Source organism: Pseudoalteromonas sp. NCCP-2140, from assembly GCF_023708065.1.
Classification (GTDB): domain Bacteria; phylum Pseudomonadota; class Gammaproteobacteria; order Enterobacterales; family Alteromonadaceae; genus Pseudoalteromonas.
In genome coordinates, this window is the sequence record NZ_BRCZ01000002.1 from 116,294 (window position 1) to 130,913 (window position 14,620).

The window sequence follows — 14,620 nt, forward strand, 5'->3', positions numbered from 1 at the left end:
TCTTTTGAACAAACACAATCTCTGTCGACGAGCTGCAAAAAAGGCGCTTTAAGCGCCTTTATCATTAGTTTGATTGAGAGTAACAATCCGTTGTGGGAAAGGTATTTCGATATCCGCCCCTTGAATTGCTTTAAATACATTGCGGTTAACCGCTAATTTAGTCTCAATAATTTTGGTGGTTGGCACCCAAAAGCGATAGCTTAAGGTAACACCACTTTCAGCAAAGCGCTCAATACCAACTTGTGCATGAGGTGCGTCACTAACTAGTTCATGCTCGTCTAACACTTTTTCGATAAGCTCAATAGCGAGGTCTGCATTGGCATCATAAGCGATGTCTATTTCACCTTTAACTAATGAATAGCTAAACGAGTTATGTAAAATCTCACCAACAATATGTTTGTTAGGAATGGTGATTTCGACTTTTTCTTCGTTAATCAGAATTGTGTGACCAAGCTCAATGGTTTTAACTTGTCCACTGACGCCCTTTACTTCAATAGTGTCGCCAACAACAAATGGCCTTGTTGCAATGATAGCAAGGCCCGCACCGTAGTTTGAAAGCATGCCTTGCATTGCTAAACCAGCACCTAAAGATGCAGCACCAATGGCAGCGACAAATGGGGTCACGCTTATGCCAATTTTGCCAAGGGCAATAACCAAGAACATGATGATCAGCAATACTTTGATGACATTACTGACAAAGTTGGTGAGGGTGATATCGATATTGTGACGCTGCATGAGGCCAGCAACCATATTCGATACTTTTTGCGCAATCCATAAACCAATAAATAGAATTAAGATGGCACCTAAAATTTGCATACTGTAGGTGACCAAATATTCCATGATCAGATTGTAGTATTTTTCGACTTGCTGTATTTCTGAGTCAATCATGTGTTTTCCTAACAAGGTTACTGCGAATTCTGACTATACCAGAACATGCTGAATAACAGGATAAAGTATCGGCACTATTATCGCGCTGAGTAGTGCACTTAATGCCATCGCCACAGAGGCAAAGGCACCGGCTTTTGGCTGATCACTAATCAGTGATGCTGTGCCAATGGCATGGCAAGCGGTACCAATGGCAACACCTTTTGCTTGGGCATTGCGGATATTGATAAGCGAGAAAATCAAATTACCAAATATAGCCCCAAGTACGCCAATAAAAATCACCATGGCTGCTGCTAAAGAAGGGATGCCGCCTAGTGACTCTGTTACTAACAAGGTGATGGGTGTTGTTACAGATAAACTTGCTAGGGATGCGCTTAGCTGAGCAGGGGCTGCAAAAAAATAACATATTAGCGAGGCGACCAAGGTGGCATTGATCACCCCTAAGCTACAACTTATGAGGATTAGCAGCAGGTTCTTTTTGACATGGATAAATTGCTGATAAAGCGGTAAAGCCAATGCCACAATGGCAGGCTCAAGCAACCAGCTTAAAACTTTACTGTGCTCGGCAAAAGGCTCATAAGGAAGCTTTAGTGCTACTAACAAGGCTGCAGTTAATATAATTGCCCAGCACACAGGATTACTAAGCGCTTTGGCAGTGGCATGCTGGGTTTTCGCGTTTAAAAAACGCAGTACTAAGAAAAGCGCAATAATGCACGGAACGCAGAGCCACCATAAACTAACTGTCATTTTCGCGGCCCTTAAAATAAGCGATAACAGCGCCTATGAGTACAACACTACTCAGCGGCACGACAATAAAAATAGTTAGTAATAAAGGCCAGTTCTGCGAAATTAAACCTAGGTGCTCAATAATGCCAACCCCTGCAGGGATGAAGAACAACGGCATGTAATTAAGTAAAGGGCTGGCTGTTGGTTTTAAATGTTGTTCTTTTACGAGGCCCGTTAATAGTAGCACGAGCAGTAACACCATACCGAGTAATGGGGCAGGGAAAGAGCTTTCAAGCAAAGCCGTTAAAAACTTGGCAACGGCTAAGCAGGTAAGAATAATGACACTACTGATAAGGTATTTCATAAGTCAGGATAATTGCGAATAAAGTACAACTACATCATACCCTTGTCAGTTGTACTATGCGACTTTAGCTTACCATGATTTGGCATTATTAAATTGAATATCCTCTGCACCTTTCGCCTTTGCAATCGCCTTTTTAGTATTAGGGTTCATCAGTAAGCGAATTTGACTCCAGGTTTCTTTAGCGAGAATTTTACGCTGCTGTGAACGGTAGCTTTGCTGAGTAATTCGTTTAATTGCTGCCAAGGTATCTGGCGAACGCGCCATGAGGGTTTCTAGTACAGCATCGGTTTGTTTATCAACGTCATCAGTGAGTTGTGTAACTAAGCCATACTCCTTAGCATCTTCAGCAGAGACAGGCCCTGCATGACTTGCTAACCAAAGTGCTTGGTCACGCTTCATTAAACCTGCAAGCACCACGTTAGCCCCCATATCAGGGCATAAGCCCCAACGAGCTTCCATGATCGCTAATTTAGCGTTTTTATCGACGATGCGGTAATCAGCACCAAGTGCGATTTGCATACCGCCACCAAAGCAGTGCCCGGTCACTTTTGCAATCACCGGAATACTTAAGTCTTGCCAACCTAGCACTACTTTTTGCGCTAAGTTTTGGTTTCCTGGTAACCACTTGAATAAAAGCTTGATGATATTGCTTGGCTTTTTCATCACCGCAGCAACATCCAGTCCAGAGCAAAAGTGTTCGCCTTCGCCAGAGATAACCACCGCACGCAAACTGCGATCACGTTTAATTTTTTTGATTACGTTTGAAAGCTCGACAAACATGGCAAAACTGAGTGCATTTTGTTTCTCGGGACGAGCAAGGCTAACCCATGCGACTTGTTGTTTTATTTCTAGTTTTATCATGGTAACTCCTCTGACCTGTTTGTTAGAGCTTACGAGTTAATTACAACTAAGTAAAGAATTGCTGATGTGTCGCAAGGAATCATTATATTTTCCAAAAATGGGTAACCTTGTCATATATTTAGTTACAAATTGGTGTATATTTTTAAAACAAAGATGCTAGTTCATCGCTAGTTTGATTTTGTGATTAGTTAGATACTTTCGCAAAATCCCATGACACGACTAGACTTAGCTTTAAGTCGCGCTACAAGGAGTAAATATATGCTGATGCGCAAAACAGCTCGCATAACAAAACAATCATCTCGTTCTTTGGTTTTTGTTGCAATTTCTGTCGCATTAACAACCACATTGGTTGGCTGTTCAGATGATAAAGCACAACAACAAGCTACGCCGCCACCGGCTGTATCAGTATTTAATGTCGTTACACAAGAAGTTGGTAATTACCGAGAATTTGTTGCACGCACTGAAGCATTCCAAGAGGTTGCGATTAGGGCCCGTGTTGAGGGTGAACTCATTGAACGTCACTTTAATGAAGGCTCATCGGTTGAAAAAGATCAGCTCTTACTGCGTATTGACCCATCTGAGTACCGCTCGACTGTGTCAGAAGCTGAGGCTGATTTAAAAAGTAAAATTGCCGCAGCAGGCGCCGCTGAACGCGATTTAAAACGTGGTAAAGATGTGGCTGCGCAAGGTTTCATTTCACAATCAGACCTCGATAAACTAACCACCAATTTTGAGCAAACCACTGCAGCTGTTAAAGCCGCAGAAGCTGAACTTGAAAAAGCAAAACTCAATCTAAGTTATACCGAAATTCGTGCGCCGTTTGCAGGGCGTATTGGTAAAGTGAACTATGACGTGGGTAATATTGTTGGGCCATCATCCAATGAGCTTGCGGAGCTGACCGATGTTGATCCAATTTATGTGAGCTTTCAAGTTGAAGAGGCTGACTACATCTCTTATCGTCAAAATCATCAAGCACCGTCAGATAAAGACCCTCGTGATGTGCCTATCGATTTAACTTTACGCTTACCGAATAATTCGACCTTCGCTGATAAAGGCGTACTTGATTTTGCTGATACCAAAATTAACCGCAATACAGGCACGGTTGAGCTTAGAGCCGCTTTTGATAACCCTGATGGCATTGTCATGCCGGGCTTATTTGTCACCTTGATCGTTGAAAGCACCAATAAACAAGACTTGGCACTCATTCCTCAAGTAGCGGTACAAGAAAACCAGCAAGGTAAGTTTGTGCTCGTTGTTGATGATGAAAACAAAGTGGCTATGCGGATTGTTAAACTGGGTCGACGTATTAATGCGATGTGGGTGGTTGAGTCAGGCTTAGAGGCCGGTGAAAAAGTCATTATTGAAGGTTTACAAAAGGTACGCCAAGGCGCTGAAGTGAAAGCAGTTGAAAAAAATGTCGATGAAACAACCGGCACTATTTCTAGCAAAGCTAACTCTTAGGAGTGAGATATGATCAGTAAAACTTTTATATCTCGCCCAAAGTTTGCCTTGGTAATTTCGATTGTTATTACCATTGCGGGTTTAATTTCAATGGCCTTGCTGCCAGTGAATATGTATCCGCAAATTACCCCTCCGCAAGTTCAAATTAGTGCTAGTTACCCAGGTGCAAGTGCGCAAATTGTCGAAGAGTCGGTGATCCGGCCCATAGAAGAGCAAGTTAATGGCGTTGAAGATATGATGTATATCGAATCAACATCGTCTAATAACGGCACGGCCAACATAACTGTTTATTTTAAAGTCGGCACAGATACAGATATTGCCCAAGTTAATGTGCAAAACCGTGTGGCACTTGCTGAAGCAGGCTTACCTGAAGAGGTTAAACGCCAAGGTGTGTCGGTTAAGAAAAAATCGAGCTCGATGTTACTTGGTATCAACTTATACTCGAATCAAGAAAATATCGACGCTATTTTCTTAAGCAACTATGCAACCAACTACTTAACCGAGCCTCTTGGCCGTATTAATGGGGTTGCATCAGCTGAGGTTATGGGTGAACAAACCTATTCAATGCGCTTGTGGTTGCGCCCAGATCGAATGGCATCATTGGGTTTAACTGTGTCAGAAGTTCAAGCTGCGCTGCAAGAACAAAATACTATCGTAGCAGCAGGTAAACTGGGGGCTGCACCCTCTGCACCGAGCCAGCAATTTGAATATTCGATTCAGGCAAAAGGGCGTTTAAAAACCCCTGAAGAGTTTGGTCAAACCATTATTCGCTCGAGCAAAGATGGTAACTTTGTGCGCCTGCACGATATTGCCCGAATTGAATTAGGTGCAGCAAGCTACAGCACAACAGCAAAGTTAAACCAGCAAGACACTGCCTTTATTGTTATTTATCAGCTAACAGAAGCGAATGCGACGCAAGTTGCCAACGATGTAAAAGCACGTATGGCTGAGCTTGCTAAACAGCTACCTGATGGCGTTGAGTACTCTATTCCTTATGACACCACAGAGTTCATCAATCGCTCGATTGATGAAGTGGTCGTCACCCTTGTCCAAGCGGTTGGCTTGGTTATTTTAGTGGTATTTTTATTCTTACAAAATTGGCGCGCTACGCTCATTCCAACGGTGGCTATTCCGGTATCTTTGGTGGGGACTTTCGCGTTTATGATGATGATGGATTACTCCATCAACTTAATCACCTTGTTTGGTTTAGTGCTTGCGATAGGTATCGTAGTAGATGATGCCATTATCGTTATTGAAAACGTTGAGCGAATACTAAAAGAAGAAAAGCTGCCAATTAAAGAAGCGGTTACCAAAGCGATGGAGCAGGTATCGGGGCCAATCGTGGCAACGACCTTAGTATTGCTTGCGGTGTTTGTGCCAGTAGGCTTTATGCCGGGAATAACCGGGGAGCTTTATAAACAGTTCTCGGTGACGATTTCATTTGCAGTACTCATTTCATCTTTAAATGCACTGACATTAAGCCCTGCTTTGTGTGCTTTATTGTTAAGTGAAAAAGCCATGAAGCCGATTAAATGGCTAGCCCCGTTTGAAAACATCATTACCCGCTCAACCAATGGTTACAGTAAAGTGATTAACTTTATCCTCAAACGTACAGCGAGAATGGCATTGTTTGCAGTGGTTATTTTTGCTGCTGCAGGTTGGTTGGTAAAAACGGTGCCTACAGGCTTTGTACCAGCAGAAGACCAAGGCTTTCTTTTTGTTGATGTGCAATTACCTGATGCGGCAGCAAGCGGTCGTACCCAAGATGTAATGCATAAGCTGGGGGATATTGTTAAAAATGAACCAGCTGCAACCGATTTTATTGCGGTTTCTGGTTTTTCATTACTCGGTGGTGCGGGTTCTAATAATGCGCTTGGTATCGTAGTACTTAAAGACTGGGAAGAACGAACTAGCCCTAAACTTGGTTTACGTGCGGTACTAACGCGCTTGATGGGGCAGTTTTGGGCAATGCCAGATGCGCAAATCATGGCCTTTAACCCGCCTTCAATACCTGGACTTGGTACAAGTGCTGGCTTTGAATTTAGATTACAAGACAGTGAAGGGCGCGAGCCTGCTGAGCTTGCTCAAGTATTAAATGGTTTGATTTATGAAGCGAACCAACGCCCAGAGCTATCAAATGTTTACAGTACATTTAGAGCGAATGTGCCACAGTATTTCCTTGAAATTGACCGTAATAAGGCAAAAGCTCAAGGGGTCGCGCTTAGCGATATTTTCTTAACCTTGCAGGCGCAGCTAGGCTCGTTATACATTAATGACTTTAACCAATTTAGCCGTACTTACCGCGTTATCATGCAGGCGGAAAGCCGTTTTCGCCAAAACCCAGCTGACTTACAGTACTACTATGTACGTAATGATGAGGGAGCAATGGTGCCGCTCACTACATTAGCTAAACTTGAGCCAATTCTGGGTCCTACAAGCTTAACGCACTTTAATTTATACCGAAGTGCAAGCATTAGCGGACAACCTGCGGCGGGGTATGCCAGTGGTGATGCCATTAAAGCAATGCAAGAGCTGGCCGAGCAATTACCAACAGGCTATGTGTATGAGTGGGCTGGGCAGTCTAAACAAGAGATTGAAGCGGGTAACACTGCGCCAATCTTGTTTGGCTTAGCGGTAGTATTTGTGTATCTATTCTTGGTTGCTCAATACGAAAGTTGGACAATTCCGTTTTCGGTCATTGCAGCGGTGCCGCTGGCATTATTTGGTGCCATGCTTGCGCTGTATGTGATTGGCATGGAAAACAACATCTATGCACAGGTTGGTTTAGTGCTACTGATTGGCCTGTCCACCAAAACCGCCATTTTGATTGTTGAATTTGCTATGGAAGAACGCGCTGCAGGCAAAAGTATTTTTGAAGCGGCTCTTAACGCGGCAAGATTACGTTTTAGAGCGGTGTTGATGACGGCACTGTCGTTTGTACTTGGCGTATTACCGCTGGTGTTTGCAAGTGGTGCAGGGGCAGGCAGTCGAATATCGCTCGGTATTACCGTGTTATTCGGGATGTTAGCTGCAACCATTTTTGGCACCTTACTTGTTCCGCTATTTTATACGCTCGTGCAATCAATGCGCGAAAAAATAAAAGGCACAGCAAGTGCTGAGTAAAATCTGTTATTAATTACAAAAAAGTCAGGGCAACCTGGCTTTTTTTTTGGTAAAACTCAAAAGAGGTTTGTTATCATAGCCAGATTCAAAGCGATACACATGTGCAGAGGTTTAAGGAATGGCTGGTCCACGCTTATACAGTGAAGAAGAAGTAACTCATCAGGCTTATGATATCTTTTTAGAGTTAGCACCTGATAATTTAAGCGAGCAAGATATTGCTGATTTTAACGAGCACAGAGAAGAGCTTGGCTTTATTGAAGAAGGTGAGCCTGACGAGCAGTGGCAAGATTTTGTTGCACTAGAAATTGAACCTGAGCTGTTTGTACAAGTCTTAGTAGGACTTGAATTCGACAATCAAGATATCTTGTTTGCGAAAATTTTAATTAGCCGAGACAAAGATGCACCGTTTTGCCACATTCTTTGGAAAGATAGCGAATAACTCTCCAGCCGATGTTTGACTCTACTTTTAGTTGTTTTAATTCAATAAAACGAATTATTTTGCCCGCCCTGCTAGTTTGCAGTTGGCAGGCTTTTGCTGTTGATCCGTTTGAAGACTTTCATGAGTACGGGCAATTATCAGAAGAAGAAATCCATAAAATTCATAAAGGCGAGTTGCTGTACGGAGATATGGAGTTTGGTTTTATGGTAAGCCGTGGCAATACCAACTCAACCAGCTTCAAACTTAAAGGTAACCTATACCAAGATTTCGAAAAGTGGCGTAACCAATTTAAGCTCGATACTTTATACAAACGTGACCGTAATGAAGAAACTGGTGATGAAGAAGTCTCTGCAGACCGTATTTTTGTATCGGGCCAAGGTAACTATAAGCTAAATGTGAAAAATGAGTCATTTTTCATTTATGGTGACTATGAGCGAGATAAGTTTAGTGGTCTTGAGTTTAAGAGCACCATAGCGACGGGTTACGGTAACCGCATTTACCAAGGCAGCAAGAATAAAGTCGATATCGATGTGGGGCCGGGTTTATACCGCTCGGTGGCTGATCAAGAGACTGCAACAGAAGAAGATGAAACAAAAACAGGTTACCTGCTTCGTTTAGCGCTGCAGTGGGAGCGTACAGTCTCTGCTCGTACTCGCTTTAATCAAGATGTCAGTTATGAACAATCATTGTCAGGGTTAAACTCGCGTTTAAAGTCAGAAACATCCCTGATCAGCAAAATTATGGGTGATGTATCACTCAAATTTACTTACATGTATCGCTATAACTCAAAACCAGAGGAAGATAAGCTCAAGTACGATTCTGAGCTGAGTGCAACCTTTGTTTATAGCTTTTAAGAGAATACTTCAGAATGTATCAACATAAACAGTACGCTATTTTTATTTTTGTTATCTTAGGCTGGATTGGCGCCTTCATTGCCTTAGCTTGGAACTTAATTGGTGCAGATATTCCTCTTATGGTGTTTAGCGCTATCTTAGTGCTGGTGGCCTTTTTGTTTCATGGCTTAACGATTAAGGTGAGCGATAAAACAGTAAGCTGGGCATTTGGTCCGGGTGTATTTGGTAAAACAGTGACTTTTGATGAGATTGAATCTGTTCGAGCGGTAAGTAATTCATTTCGCCATGGTATTGGTCTGCGTATCACGCATGATGGCTGGGTTTACAGTGTATCTGGATTTAGTGCTGTTGAATTGGCAATGAAAGATGGCACGCACTATCGCTTAGGAACCAATGACCAAGAAGGCTTACTTGCTGCGCTTAGAGAGCATATTGCTGAACCAGAGCCAGCACTGGATGCACAGAAAGCAGCTGAACAGATATAAAAAAAGCGCCAATGGCGCTTTTTTTTATAGTAATGGTTTAGTGGCTGTGACCACAACCACCTTCACCGTGCACATGACCATGTGCTAATTCTTCTTCAGTTGCATCGCGTACTTCAAGTACTTCAACATCAAAATGAAGGGTAATACCTGAAAGAGGGTGGTTACCATCTACAATAACGTCTTCGTCTTGAATTTCAATGATCATTACTGATTGGTCGCCAGCGTCTGTCGTAGCGCGGAACTGCATACCAACTTCAATTTCCATACCTTCAAACATTGATTTTGGCACTGCTTGCATTAGGTCATCGTGACGCTCACCATAGCCTTGCTCTGGCTCAACTGTTACGCTGAATGTGTCGCCCGCTTCTTTACCTAATAGCGCATTTTCGAGGCCTGGAATTAAGAAACCCGTGCCAACGATAAACACCAGTGGCTCGCCATCGAAAGAGTTGTCGATGGTGTTTTTGTTATTATCCAAAACTGAATAATGCATTTTTACCACTTTGTTTGCTGCTACGATCATAGTCATTCCTATTTATTCATCTTCGAGAGAGTAAGGCAGAGCTTGAATAGATAACTCTACCTGAGGGAGGTGTTTTGCTCGCAAAATTTGGCCTGCTTCATTGTCGTTAGGAAGCACAACCAGACCCATTAAGGTTTGCGTTTGTTGATTAAAACTTTGGCTAATAAGCTTGCCAGCACGGCGCCAGTTTTCGCCCATTTGTGTTTCGAGTTCAAGCTCGTCAAGTAAGCCTTCAGCTTTGCCCGAAACTATATACATAGCACGTTTATTTTTGCCTAGGTATTTCATACGGGCGACGGTTTCTTGCCCTGTGTAGCAGCCTTTTCTGAAACTGATACCACCAAGCGCTTGCAAGTTAACCATTTGCGGTACGTATTCGCCAATAGCGTCGCTGTTTAATGACGGCTCGCCTGCGGCAATAGCTGCCTGTTGCCATAACGCGTCATCATCAAGAGCTGTTATGTCATCAGGTAAGCTAAATTCGTCGTTGACCATCAGCAATACGCGGTTATCTGCAAGCTTTAACGCTTTACCGCCAGCAAAATCGACTGCGCTGTGCTCGTCGTCAAAATTAATTGCTAAGGTTTCTAGAGTCGCTGTTAGGTCATCACCTAGTAAGCCAATTAGCGGTTTTTCAGATTGCTGAATGTCTACTTGCGAAAATACCGCATATTTTTTTAACTCGACTAGCGATTGCTCTACCTCAGGTTTTGAGCCCGCAAGGTAATAGCTATCAAGATGTGAAAACAACCTAAACACACCCCAAAGCTTGCCTTTTGCATTACAGTGGCCAGCCCAAAGGAAGTTATCATCAGTTAATTTGTTGATATCTTGCGTAATTTGTCCGTGAAGGTAAGACAACTTATCTTTGCCAGTTAGGCTGATAAGTGAATAAGATAAAGGACATGCGTAAACAGTCGACATAAAAACCTTCTTTACGATATGAATGAGCGCTAATGATAACTTAGTTAGGGTAGCAATTTAAATAGCTGTTTATTCGATAGCAATTTGGTAAACTGCAGACAAATAAGTACGAGGTTTAAAATGACTGAAATTCACAGTAAAGAACGTATTCGTTGGGCATGCCGTCGCGGTATGTTAGAACTAGATGTTTTATTTATGCCATTCGTTGAAGAAGCGTTTGACTCACTATCAAAAGAACAGCAAGCCGTTTTTCAACGCTTACTTGAGTGCGATGATCCTGATTTATTCGCCTGGTTCATGGGTCATGAAGAGTGTAAGGACCCAGAACTGAACGGTATGGTCGCGTTAATTTTAGACCGAGTTTGTGTATAGATTTACCGTTACAAACAACACCACAGACCACAAACCCTTTGTGGTCTTTTTTTGCTTAACAGCCATCACTTTATGCTTTGTTTACCAGCATGTTTTCGCTCAACTTTTGGCTTGTTTAGCGTGCTTCTTCTTAGCCATTCTTAGTTTTAAAAAAGTCCAACAAGCACAGCCTGAAAAGGGTTTTATAATTTTAGAGCAAGCAGAGCTCAGGTTTGTTAACGACAAACTTAAAATTCAAGGCCAGATAACAGCTAAAAGTTATGTGTTTGCTAATTTTGTAGTGCTGAGGTTGGCTGGGTTTTATCAATCACACTGGCTGATTATAAGCTCAGCCAGTGTTGATGAAGAAAGTTTCTCGCGTTTAAAGCGTGCGATTATTGCAGTGCAGCAACCGACTTAGGCGTTAAAATTGTCGGCGTTGGATTTTCGTTTTGCTCTGGGTAATCAATTGTGTAATGAAGACCACGACTTTCTTTACGCTCAAGGGCGCTGCGAATAATAAGCTCTGCAACCTGTACTAGGTTTCGAAGTTCTAATAAGTTATTTGTAACCCTAAAGTTTGCGTAATAGTCGTGAATTTCTTGCTGCAGTAATTCTACGCGGTGAAGCGCACGTTCTAAACGTTTTGTTGAGCGTACAATACCCACGTAATCCCACATAAATAACCTTAGTTCATGCCAGTTGTGGGTAATAACGATTTCTTCGTCTGAGTTAGTTACGCGACTTTCATCCCAAAGTGGTAAGGCTTCAAGGGCAGGGCTTGCATCGATTTTACTCAGAATATCTTTCGCAGCAGCATGGGCAAACACGATGCATTCGAGTAGCGAATTACTCGCCATACGATTAGCGCCATGTAAACCTGTGTAAGCCACTTCGCCAACAGCGTATAAGTTATCTAAATCTGTACGGCCATTAAAGTCGGTCATAACACCGCCACAGGTATAGTGTGCAGCAGGCACTACAGGAATGGCTTCTTTGGTAATGTCGAGGCCAACACTTAAGCATTTTGCGTAGATAGTTGGGAAGTGCTCAATGATAAAATCTTTGTCTTTGTGACTAATATCAAGGTACACACAGTTAGCACCAAGGCGTTTCATTTCAAAATCGATAGCACGAGCAACAATATCGCGAGGGGCAAGTTCTTCGCGCTCATCAAAGTCTTTCATAAAGCGAGTGCCATCAGGGCGTTTTAAATAAGCACCTTCACCGCGCATTGCTTCGGTGATCAAAAAGTTTTGCAGCTCTGGGTGGTACAAACTTGTTGGATGGAATTGGTTAAACTCCATATTGGCAACACGGCACCCTGCACGCCATGCCATTGCGATACCATCACCACTCGATACATCAGGGTTAGAAGTATATAAGTACACTTTACTTGCGCCGCCCGTTGCCAGTGATACGAACTTAGCAGCGATAGTTTCAACTTTTTTATCAACACAATTCCAGACGTACAAGCCGTGAACATGCTTGCCTTTTTTAGCTAAGCTTTTATCTGTGATTAAATCGATAGCATTGTAATTTTCTAACAGGGTGATGTTAGGGTGTGCTTGTACTTGACTAATTAAGGTGGTTTGCACTGCTCGGCCAGTTGCATCGGCGGCATGTAAAATACGGCGATGACTATGACCACCTTCGCGAGTTAAATGAAAACGCTCTTTACCTTTTGAATCGAATTCCATATCAAAAGGTACGCCTTGCTCAATTAGCCACTTTAAACATTTTTTTGCATTGCTCGCTGTGTAGTGAACCGCATCACGGTCACATAATCCGCCGCCTGCATCTAGAGTGTCTTCAACATGAGATTCAATACTGTCATTCTTTTTATCAAATACTGCTGCAATACCACCTTGAGCATATAAGGTAGAACCTTCAGTTAATGCGCCTTTACTAAGTACTGTCACCTTACAGTGATTAGCAAGCGATAAAGCAAGAGAAAGGCCAGCGGCGCCGCTGCCAATGATAGCGACATCAGTAATGTGATGTTTATTTTGGTTCATGTCTGTGGTCTTTGCGGTTACAATGCTCGGCTAGTAGTGCCAAAAGTTTGAGCAAATAAATTTTTATGTGGTATACGTATATGTACCATATTTGCTTTAACACTATTAGTCATTTTAATACGTTATACCAATCTTATTAGTTTTATCGTCACATAAACAGTTTATTGTTATCTGTTTTAAATTGTGAATTTAATTTAGATAACCGTTGATTTTTAAGCAGTTATTGAGGTTGTCGTGTAATAAGATTGGTATGACTCAATTTATTTGCGTGCTATTTTATAAAAAAATCATTTTAAACTGAACTTTTATATTCATGGTGCAGTCAGAGTTTGTGTAAACAATGGCGAGTATATGAATAGCAAGCAAGAATCAAACAGAGGAGTACCGGCTCGAATGAGCGAGCAGGATTTGGATTTAGCGCTAGTTAAAAGGGTCCAGCAAGGAGATAAAAACGCCTTCAACCTATTAGTTAGAAAATATCAGAATAAAATTGCAGGTTTGATTTCACGTTATGTATCGAATCAAGGTGATGTTGCTGATGTCGCACAAGAAGCTTTTATTAAAGCTTACCGTGCTTTACCTAACTTTAGAGGTGATAGCGCCTTTTATACTTGGTTGTACCGTATCGCCGTAAATTGTGCTAAAAATTACTTAGTTGCGCAGGGTCGTAAACCCCCAGCTAACGATGTTGATGCCGAAGAAGCAGAATTTTATGACAGTGCAGATGCAATGCGTTCAAACGCATCGCCAGAAAACCTGTTATTAAGTGACGAAGTACGTGCTGTAATTTTTAATACGATTGATAGTTTGCCTGAAGATCTTAAAACCGCGATTACCCTTCGTGAAATTGAAGGTATGAGCTATGAAGAAATAGCCGTGGTTATGGATTGCCCTGTGGGAACGGTGCGTTCACGTATTTTCCGTGCCCGTGAGGCGATTGATAATAAATTGAATCCATTAATAGGTGAGTCTTAGTATGACAAAAGCAGACGTTAACAAGTTGGATAATGAGCAGTTGTCCGCGTTACTTGACGGCGAGCAGCAGTTAACTGATCAAGCGATCACAAACGACGATGTATCTACATTTGGTCGTTACGCAATGATTGGTGATGTAATGCGTGCTGAGGCAAATAACAACGCTTTTAATTTTGACATTGCAGATGCAGTGGCAGAATCACTTGAGCAAGAACCTGTTTACGCAGATTTCGCGAATAAAACAACGGCACCAAAAAGCGAAGAAATCGTGGCGGCAACAGGCACAGATAACGTGGTAGCATTTAATTGGCGTCGTCCATTTGCCCAAGTGGCTATTGCTGCTAGTGTTGCTATGTTTGCGATTGTGGGCGTACAAACATTGCCACAAAACACCGAGTCTCCGCAAAGTGACATTCCAACATTACAAACAGTACCATTAACAGGTATGGCTTCTCCTGTAAGTTACTCATCAGAGCAACCTGCATTAGAAAATGCAGAGCAAGGTTTACGTGAGTTACAACAGCAGCGTATTGGTGCATTAGTTCTTGAGCACCAACGTCAAGCACGTGTTGCATATTCGCTAGAAAAATCGCAAACTGCAGAAAATGCAGACGAGGAAAAAAACTAATTA

General features: G+C 42.4%; 16 protein-coding genes. 9 read left to right on the forward strand and 7 right to left on the reverse strand.

Annotation, left to right across the window (positions count from 1 at the left end; genetic code table 11):
- Window positions 1-48: 48 nt before the first annotated feature.
- The 4 genes from NFU46_RS04435 to NFU46_RS04450 form a co-directional block, all read right to left on the reverse strand.
- Complete coding sequence (locus NFU46_RS04435) at window positions 49-888, reverse strand: mechanosensitive ion channel family protein (protein WP_251600084.1); 840 nt, start codon at window positions 886-888, stop codon at window positions 49-51.
- A gap of 33 nt (window positions 889-921) precedes the next feature.
- On the reverse strand, window positions 922-1,632 hold the full coding sequence (locus NFU46_RS04440; protein ID WP_175082312.1) for an LrgB family protein: 711 nt from the start codon (window positions 1,630-1,632) through the stop codon (window positions 922-924).
- Window positions 1,622-1,975 carry a CidA/LrgA family protein gene (locus NFU46_RS04445; RefSeq protein ID WP_175079990.1) on the reverse strand — a complete coding sequence of 118 codons (354 nt, stop codon included), beginning with the start codon at window positions 1,973-1,975 and terminating at the stop codon, window positions 1,622-1,624. Before NFU46_RS04445 ends, NFU46_RS04440 begins: the two co-directional genes overlap by 11 nt.
- Before the next feature lie 69 nt (window positions 1,976-2,044).
- Window positions 2,045-2,836 carry a crotonase/enoyl-CoA hydratase family protein gene (locus tag NFU46_RS04450; RefSeq protein WP_063706431.1) on the reverse strand — a complete coding sequence of 264 codons (792 nt, stop codon included), beginning with the start codon at window positions 2,834-2,836 and terminating at the stop codon, window positions 2,045-2,047.
- A gap of 258 nt (window positions 2,837-3,094) precedes the next feature.
- Between NFU46_RS04450 and NFU46_RS04455 the strand changes: the two genes are divergently transcribed.
- From NFU46_RS04455 to NFU46_RS04475, 5 genes are all read left to right on the forward strand, one after another.
- Window positions 3,095-4,297, forward strand: a complete 1,203-nt coding sequence (locus NFU46_RS04455; RefSeq protein ID WP_251600087.1) for an efflux RND transporter periplasmic adaptor subunit — start codon at window positions 3,095-3,097, stop codon at window positions 4,295-4,297.
- A gap of 9 nt (window positions 4,298-4,306) precedes the next feature.
- Window positions 4,307-7,420, forward strand: a complete 3,114-nt coding sequence (locus NFU46_RS04460; RefSeq protein ID WP_251600091.1) for an efflux RND transporter permease subunit — start codon at window positions 4,307-4,309, stop codon at window positions 7,418-7,420.
- 118 nt (window positions 7,421-7,538) lie between these two features.
- Entirely contained in the window at window positions 7,539-7,859 is a 321-nt protein-coding gene (locus NFU46_RS04465) for an HI1450 family dsDNA-mimic protein (protein ID WP_054554325.1), read from the forward strand.
- Between the two features lie 59 nt (window positions 7,860-7,918).
- Window positions 7,919-8,713 (forward strand): YdiY family protein, encoded by a 795-nt coding sequence (locus tag NFU46_RS04470; protein ID WP_370316364.1) that lies wholly within the window; start codon window positions 7,919-7,921, stop codon window positions 8,711-8,713.
- Window positions 8,714-8,727: 14 nt separating this feature from the next.
- Window positions 8,728-9,198 (forward strand): hypothetical protein, encoded by a 471-nt coding sequence (locus NFU46_RS04475; protein WP_175079988.1) that lies wholly within the window; start codon window positions 8,728-8,730, stop codon window positions 9,196-9,198.
- 37 nt (window positions 9,199-9,235) lie between these two features.
- On the opposite strand, the gene NFU46_RS04480 is transcribed toward NFU46_RS04475, so the two are convergent.
- Window positions 9,236-9,721: a peptidylprolyl isomerase gene (locus tag NFU46_RS04480; RefSeq protein WP_054554327.1), complete on the reverse strand. Its 486-nt coding sequence runs from the start codon at window positions 9,719-9,721 to the stop codon at window positions 9,236-9,238.
- Window positions 9,722-9,733: 12 nt separating this feature from the next.
- Window positions 9,734-10,645, reverse strand: a complete 912-nt coding sequence (gene ygfZ, locus NFU46_RS04485; RefSeq protein ID WP_251600094.1) for a tRNA-modifying protein YgfZ — start codon at window positions 10,643-10,645, stop codon at window positions 9,734-9,736.
- A 120-nt stretch (window positions 10,646-10,765) separates the two neighbouring features.
- Here ygfZ and NFU46_RS04490 point away from each other — a divergent pair, with 120 nt between their 5' ends.
- Entirely contained in the window at window positions 10,766-11,017 is a 252-nt protein-coding gene (locus NFU46_RS04490; RefSeq protein WP_251600097.1) for a succinate dehydrogenase assembly factor 2, read from the forward strand.
- A gap of 40 nt (window positions 11,018-11,057) precedes the next feature.
- Window positions 11,058-11,417: a protein YgfX gene (locus NFU46_RS20515; protein WP_350338387.1), complete on the forward strand. Its 360-nt coding sequence runs from the start codon at window positions 11,058-11,060 to the stop codon at window positions 11,415-11,417.
- Here NFU46_RS20515 and nadB read toward each other — a convergent pair.
- Window positions 11,392-13,014: an L-aspartate oxidase gene (nadB, locus tag NFU46_RS04495; RefSeq protein ID WP_054554331.1), complete on the reverse strand. Its 1,623-nt coding sequence runs from the start codon at window positions 13,012-13,014 to the stop codon at window positions 11,392-11,394. The two genes, NFU46_RS20515 and nadB, sit on opposite strands and share 26 nt — an antisense overlap.
- A 393-nt stretch (window positions 13,015-13,407) precedes the next feature.
- On the opposite strand from nadB, the gene rpoE reads away from it, so the two are divergent.
- Together rpoE and NFU46_RS04505 are read left to right on the forward strand one after the other, a co-directional pair.
- Complete coding sequence (gene rpoE / locus NFU46_RS04500) at window positions 13,408-13,989, forward strand: RNA polymerase sigma factor RpoE (RefSeq protein WP_036969086.1); 582 nt, start codon at window positions 13,408-13,410, stop codon at window positions 13,987-13,989.
- Window position 13,990: 1 nt separating this feature from the next.
- Window positions 13,991-14,617: a sigma-E factor negative regulatory protein gene (locus NFU46_RS04505; RefSeq protein ID WP_054562254.1), complete on the forward strand. Its 627-nt coding sequence runs from the start codon at window positions 13,991-13,993 to the stop codon at window positions 14,615-14,617.
- The last annotated feature ends 3 nt before the right edge of the window (window positions 14,618-14,620 follow it).

Excerpts from the sequence above, each read along its gene's own strand:
- NFU46_RS04435 (WP_251600084.1), bottom strand. The coding sequence starts at position 888 with ATGATTGACTCAGAAATACAGCAAGTCGAAAAATACTACAATCTGATC.
- NFU46_RS04440 (WP_175082312.1), bottom strand. The coding sequence starts at position 1,632 with ATGACAGTTAGTTTATGGTGGCTCTGCGTTCCGTGCATTATTGCGCTT.
- NFU46_RS04445 (WP_175079990.1), bottom strand. The coding sequence starts at position 1,975 with ATGAAATACCTTATCAGTAGTGTCATTATTCTTACCTGCTTAGCCGTT.
- NFU46_RS04450 (WP_063706431.1), bottom strand. The coding sequence starts at position 2,836 with ATGATAAAACTAGAAATAAAACAACAAGTCGCATGGGTTAGCCTTGCT.
- NFU46_RS04455 (WP_251600087.1), top strand. The coding sequence starts at position 3,095 with ATGCTGATGCGCAAAACAGCTCGCATAACAAAACAATCATCTCGTTCT.
- NFU46_RS04460 (WP_251600091.1), top strand. The coding sequence starts at position 4,307 with ATGATCAGTAAAACTTTTATATCTCGCCCAAAGTTTGCCTTGGTAATT.
- NFU46_RS04465 (WP_054554325.1), top strand. The coding sequence starts at position 7,539 with ATGGCTGGTCCACGCTTATACAGTGAAGAAGAAGTAACTCATCAGGCT.
- NFU46_RS04475 (WP_175079988.1), top strand. The coding sequence starts at position 8,728 with ATGTATCAACATAAACAGTACGCTATTTTTATTTTTGTTATCTTAGGC.
- NFU46_RS04480 (WP_054554327.1), bottom strand. The coding sequence starts at position 9,721 with ATGATCGTAGCAGCAAACAAAGTGGTAAAAATGCATTATTCAGTTTTG.
- ygfZ (WP_251600094.1), bottom strand. The coding sequence starts at position 10,645 with ATGTCGACTGTTTACGCATGTCCTTTATCTTATTCACTTATCAGCCTA.
- NFU46_RS04490 (WP_251600097.1), top strand. The coding sequence starts at position 10,766 with ATGACTGAAATTCACAGTAAAGAACGTATTCGTTGGGCATGCCGTCGC.
- nadB (WP_054554331.1), bottom strand. The coding sequence starts at position 13,014 with ATGAACCAAAATAAACATCACATTACTGATGTCGCTATCATTGGCAGC.
- rpoE (WP_036969086.1), top strand. The coding sequence starts at position 13,408 with ATGAGCGAGCAGGATTTGGATTTAGCGCTAGTTAAAAGGGTCCAGCAA.
- NFU46_RS04505 (WP_054562254.1), top strand. The coding sequence starts at position 13,991 with ATGACAAAAGCAGACGTTAACAAGTTGGATAATGAGCAGTTGTCCGCG.